The sequence below is a fragment of the Cellulomonas sp. P4_B5_2 genome, from assembly GCF_056402235.1.
This window is the reverse complement of record NZ_JBFUHU010000407.1, coordinates 1-5047: the sequence shown is the minus strand read 5'-3', so window position 1 is coordinate 5047 and position 5047 is coordinate 1. Positions and strand designations below refer to the sequence as shown.

Sequence of the window (5047 nt, the reverse complement as noted above, 5' to 3'; positions counted from 1 at the left end):
CCGCCACGGCGTCGAGGAGCAGCCGCGCCTCCGGGCCCAGCCGGGACGCGCGCGCCAGCACGACCTCCCGGACGGTGTCGGGGATGTCGTCGGTGCCGGCGGCCAGCGTCTCGACGACGAAGAATGGGTTGCCCGCCGTCCTGCGGTAGAGCTCGTCGGGGTCGACCCCCGCGGAGCGGGCGAGCGCGGCGACGGCGTCCCGGGACAGCGGTGCGAGCGTCACCCGGCGCATCGACCGGTGCGTCGCCAGCTCCCCGACGAGCGTGTGCAGCGCGTGGTCCCGGTCCAGCTGGTCGTCGCGGTAGGTGCCCACCACCAGGGCCGGGGCGTCCGCGATCTTCCGGGCCAGCAACCGCACGACGTCGAGCGTCGCCTCGTCCGCCCAGTGCAGGTCCTCGAGCACGAGGACCGTGACGTCCGCCGAGCGGAGGTCGCGCAGGAGCGTCTGCACGAGGTCGTGCGGTGTCGGGTGCGCCGAGACGGCCTCCGCCAGCTCGCCGCCGGCCGCCTCGGCGACGTCGAGCAGCGGACCCAGCGGGCGGGGCGTGAACAGCGGGTCGCACGCGCCCGCGAGGACCCGCGCACCGCTGCGCGCGCAGAGCTCTCGCACCAGGGTCGTCTTGCCCGCGCCGGCCTCGCCGCGGACCAGGACCACCGCGCCGCGCGAGGTGGTCCGGACGCCGTCGAGCAGGCCGGTGAGCAGCGCCAGCTCGTCGTCACGCTCGAGCAGGGCACCCCGGACGACGTCGACCGGTGTCGCGGGTCGGTCCACGACCCTCATCGTCCGCCGGGCACCACCGGCGGTCAACGCGCGTCACCAGGGCGGTGTCGGGAGGCGTTCGTCGTACGTGCCGCCCGGTCCGCACCCGCCCACGTAGTTGTCGGGCATCCGCGGGTACACCTCGATCCAGTACCGGCGGGCCAGGGCTTGAGCCTCCTGCGGCGACGCCCCGAGCGCCTCGGCCATCGCGGCGTCGCGCTGCACGGCGGCGCACTCGGCGTGGGCCTCGTCGGTGATCCCGACCATGTGCATGGTCTCGTGGGTGACCACGTGCACGGCGATGACCTGGWCCAGCGACGGGCTCGCCTTGGTCGAGCCCAGCCACGCGCGCAGGTTCCCGCAGGCGCCGAACTTGATGAGCGTCGATCGCTCGGGGACGCCGTCCGGTCCCCAGGCGACGAAGCCGAGCTCGGGGCCGACGTCGACGAACGCCTGCCCGAGGCTCTGGCAGTTGACCTGCACCGACTCGCCGGCGATCTCGCCGGCGGCCTCCTCGAGCTGGTGCTCGACCCGGGCCTCGACGAGCATCGGGATCCCGAAGCACAACGCCAGGCCGAGCGAGAGGCCCACGCTGATCCGGGGGAAGGGCGCGATCCGCCCGAGGGAGTCGACGCGTCGGTTCATCCAGCGCACGACGATGCTCGCCGTCAGGGCGAGGAATCCGATCAAGCCGAGGGCGAGGAGCACACCTCAGTCATCGGTCGGCGAGGCCCCGACCATGACGTGCGACGCGTCGAGGACCTCGAGGATGCGACCCATCACGCGGTCGAGGTCCGCGATGTCGGTCGCGGTGAGGGGGTCGATCACGGTGGCCAGGACGGTACCGACGTGCCCGGGCGCGGCGGCCTCGACCGTGGTCCAGCCGGCGGGGGTGAGGATCGCGTTCGTCGCCCTGCGGTCCTCGGCGCACGCCTCGCGCCGCACCAGCCCGCGCTTCTCCAGCCGGGTGACCACGTGGGACAGGCGTGCGAGGGTGGCGTTGGTCTGCGCGGCGAGCGACGTCATCCGCAGCGTGCGCTCCGGTGCCTCGGAGAGCATCGCGAGCGTGAAGTACTCGAAGTGGCTCAGGCCGGAGTCGCGCTGCAGCTGGGACTCCAGCGTGCCCGGCAGCAGCTCGACCACGGCGATGAGCTTCTTCCAGGCGCACAGCTGCTCCGGGGTGAGCCAGCGCGGTTCCGTCATGCGAGACATGCTAGCAAAAACTTGACGCGACAACTATTAGAGGTACAGTAGTTGTAGCAACAACCAATCAAGGAGGACACCATGAGCACGGTCACCGTCATCGGAGCAGGCAACATGGGCTCGGCCATCGCGTGGCGGGTCATCGCCGGCGGCAACGAGGCGCAGGTGCTGACCCGGGAGCCGGTCAAGGTCGCCATCCCCGGCGCGAAGCACGGCACCGTCGGTGACCCGATCGCGGGCGACATCGTCGTTCTGGCCCTGCCGTACGGCGCCGTGCCCGAGGTGCTCGGCCAGTACGAGGGCCAGCTGGACGGCAAGGTGCTCGTGGACCTGACCAACCCCCTCGACTTCGCGACCTTCGACTCCCTCGTCGTGCCGGTGGGCAGCTCCGCCGCCGAGGTCATCGCGCAGAGCGTGCCGGCCGCGTCGGTGCTCAAGGCGTTCAACACCACGTTCGCGGCGACGCTCAGCACGGGTGAGGTGGGTTCCGAGCGCACCTCCGTCCTCATCGCGGGCGACGACACGAACGCCAAGGAGGCCCTCGCTGCGGTCGTCGAGGCCGGCGGCCTGCGCGCCGTCGACGCCGGCTCCCTCAAGCGCGCCCACGAGCTCGAGGCCCTCGGGTTCCTGCAGCTGACCCTCGCCGCGGCGGAGAAGACGTCGTGGACCGGCGGGTTCGGGCTGACGGCAGCCAGGCTGGGAGTCCCGGCCGTCGTGCTCGAGCACACACCGCTGCTCAAGCACGCCCCCTCGACGGCCGCGGGGCTCTTCCATACCGCGATCCTGTTCGACGAGCAGAGCTCTCTCGCGTCCTCGGTGTACTCGGTCGCGCAGCACTTCCCGTCCTCGTTCACGGGCAGCTCGGACCACCTGGTGTCCAAGGCGCTCTACTTCGACGACCCCGAGGGCAACGGCGTGGAGCTCTACTGGGACCGGCCGCGCGAGCAGTGGGGCTGGAAGAACGGCCGCGTCGCGATGGCCACGAACTACCTGGACCCGAACGGGTTCCTGCGCGAGAACCTCACCGACCCCGACGCGCTCGACGGCGCCGCCGCGGTGGGGCACGTGCACCTCAAGGTCGGCGACATCGCCACCGCCCAGCAGTTCTACGTGGACACGGTCGGCTTCGAGGTGACCGCGGAGTACGGCACCCAGGCACTGTTCGTGTCGGCCGGCGGCTACCACCACCACCTGGCGATGAACACGTGGCAGAGCCGCGGCGCGCAGGGCCGGTGGCCGGCGCTCGGACTGGGCGAGGTCACCATCGAGCTGCCCACCGACGACGAGCGCGGCGCGCTGGGCGCCCGGCTGGCCGGCCGGGGGATCGCCACGCGCGACGACGGCCGGGTGCTCGCGTTCGAGGACCCGTGGAACAACGAGATCCGCGTGGTGGTCGCGGGCTGAGCCTCAGCCCGGGACCGCCCCGGCCAGCTCCGCGCGGGACCGGATYCCGAGCTTCAGGTACACGTTGCGCAGGTGGTACTCGATGGTCTTCGGGGACAGGAACAGCGCGGCGGCGGCCTCCCGGGTGGTGCGCCCGCCGGCCAGCATGCTGGCCACCTGCAGCTCCTGCGGCGTCAGGTGGTCGAGGCCGGTCGCGCTGCGCCGCTGAGCCGTCTCCCCGGTCGCACGCAGCTCGGAGGCTGCCTGGTCGGCCCACGGGACCGCACCGAGGCGCTCGAAGGTCGCGAGCGCGGACCGCAGGTGCGGCCGTGAGTCCACGCGACGCTTCATCCGGCGCAGCCGGGACCCGTACGCCAGCTCGGTGCGCGCGGCCTCGAACGCGTCGGGCGTGTGCTGGTGATAGGCGAGGGCGACCGAGAAGCAGACGTCCACGTCGGTGTCCGGGCACGTCAGGCCTGCCGCGCGGGCGGCACGGGCCAGCGACCACGGCTGACCCTTGACCTCCGCGCGCTCGGTCAGCGACGCCGCCAGGGCGCCCGCCTCGTCGGTCATCCCCAGGCGCACCATCGCCTCGACCATGTCCGCCGCGGGGGAGGCGTCGACGTCCACCAGACCGAGGTCGTCCAGCACCGAGTCGAGCGCCCGGAACCGGTCCAGCGCGGCATCGGTCCGCCCGAGGCCCAGCTCGCGCTCGGCCAGCGCGGTCATCGCCCAGGTCTGGAAGAAGCCGAGGTGGTGCTCGCCGGCGATCGCCAGGGCCTCCTCGGCGTGGGCCAGGCAGGCGTCCGCGTCGCCCCGCCGAGCCTCCAGCCAGGACAGCCCCGCGAGGCACGCGGTGAGGTCGGTGGCCTGGCCGGCCTCCCGGGCGAGCTGGATCCCTTCGGTGTACCCCGCGACGGCGTCGTCCCACCGGTCCGTCGTCGCCTGGTCGCGCGCGACGTAGAACAACAGGATCGGCAGCCCGCCGATGTCGCTGCGGCGCCGGGAGTGGGCGACGACCGTGGGGATGACGTCCCGTCCCACCGCGCTCTCGCGCAGGTAGAGCGGCAGGACGACGAGCCACGGCGCCAGCTGCGGGTCGTCGAGGTACTGGTCGACGTCCGCCATCGCGGCGCGCAGCAGGTCCGGGCCGCCGTGGCCGGCGAGGATGTCGGCTACGGCGGTCGCCATCGACCCGACCCATCGTGCCCGCGCGGTCCGCGGCTCGAGCTCGGCGATGAGCGCGGCCGCCGATCCGGCGGTCGCGACGTCGCCGGCGAACTGGCAGGCCTGGATGGCGTCGGAGAGCAGGGTGACGGCGGTGTCGGGGTCCTCGTCGGCGGCCCGCGTGCCGGCGGCGACGAAGACGTCCCGGGCTCGCTCGACCGATCCGGTCCGCGCGGCGACGGACCCGTCGAGGGCGGCGGCGCGGGTCCGCAGCGCGGGGGACTGGGGGAGCTCGGACGCGCGGTCGAGCAGGTCGGTGGCGGAGTCCGGCAGTCCTGCGCGCCACGCGCTCTCCGCCGCCGACACGAGTCGTCGGGCACGGTCCGACGGGTCGGGGCTCACGCGCGCGGCACGCTCGAACCCCGCCGCGGCGACGGCCCACGCGCCCCGCTCCCGTGAGCGGGAGGCGGCCTCGTCGAGCACGGCGGCCACCGACGCGTCCGGGGTGGCCGTGGCCTCGCCGAGGTGCCAGGC

At 73.6% G+C, this 5047-nt stretch carries 5 protein-coding genes and 1 pseudogene; 2 read left to right on the top strand and 4 right to left on the bottom strand.

Annotated elements, in window-relative coordinates; genetic code table 11:
* The 3 genes from AC1DUQ_RS20235 to AC1DUQ_RS20225 all read right to left on the bottom strand — a co-directional run.
* Window positions 1-772, bottom strand: a 772-nt coding sequence (locus AC1DUQ_RS20235; protein ID WP_477074471.1) for an AAA family ATPase, incomplete at its 3' end; no start/stop codon positions are given.
* 42 nt (window positions 773-814) lie between these two features.
* Window positions 815-1405 carry a hypothetical protein gene (locus AC1DUQ_RS20230; protein WP_477074470.1) on the bottom strand — a complete coding sequence of 197 codons (591 nt, stop codon included), beginning with the start codon at window positions 1403-1405 and terminating at the stop codon, window positions 815-817.
* 66 nt (window positions 1406-1471) lie between these two features.
* Window positions 1472-1963 (bottom strand): MarR family winged helix-turn-helix transcriptional regulator, encoded by a 492-nt coding sequence (locus AC1DUQ_RS20225; RefSeq protein ID WP_477060696.1) that lies wholly within the window; start codon window positions 1961-1963, stop codon window positions 1472-1474.
* An 81-nt stretch (window positions 1964-2044) separates the two neighbouring features.
* Between AC1DUQ_RS20225 and AC1DUQ_RS20220 the strand changes: the two are divergent.
* Window positions 2045-2293 (top strand): annotated as a pseudogene (locus AC1DUQ_RS20220) (NAD(P)-binding domain-containing protein); the annotation flags it as partial.
* Window positions 2294-2590: 297 nt separating this feature from the next.
* A complete protein-coding gene (locus AC1DUQ_RS20215) occupies window positions 2591-3367 on the top strand; it encodes a VOC family protein (protein WP_477074472.1) in 777 nt (258 codons plus the stop codon).
* A gap of 3 nt (window positions 3368-3370) precedes the next feature.
* On the opposite strand, the gene AC1DUQ_RS20210 is transcribed toward AC1DUQ_RS20215, so the two are convergent.
* Window positions 3371-5047 (bottom strand): helix-turn-helix transcriptional regulator (locus AC1DUQ_RS20210; protein ID WP_477074469.1); only part of this gene is annotated, 1677 nt, incomplete at its 5' end.

Bases quoted from the DNA above. Each gene is read 5' to 3' on its own strand.
- AC1DUQ_RS20225 (WP_477060696.1), bottom strand. From the start codon at position 1,963: ATGACGGAACCGCGCTGGCTCACCCCGGAGCAGCTGTGCGCCTGGAAG.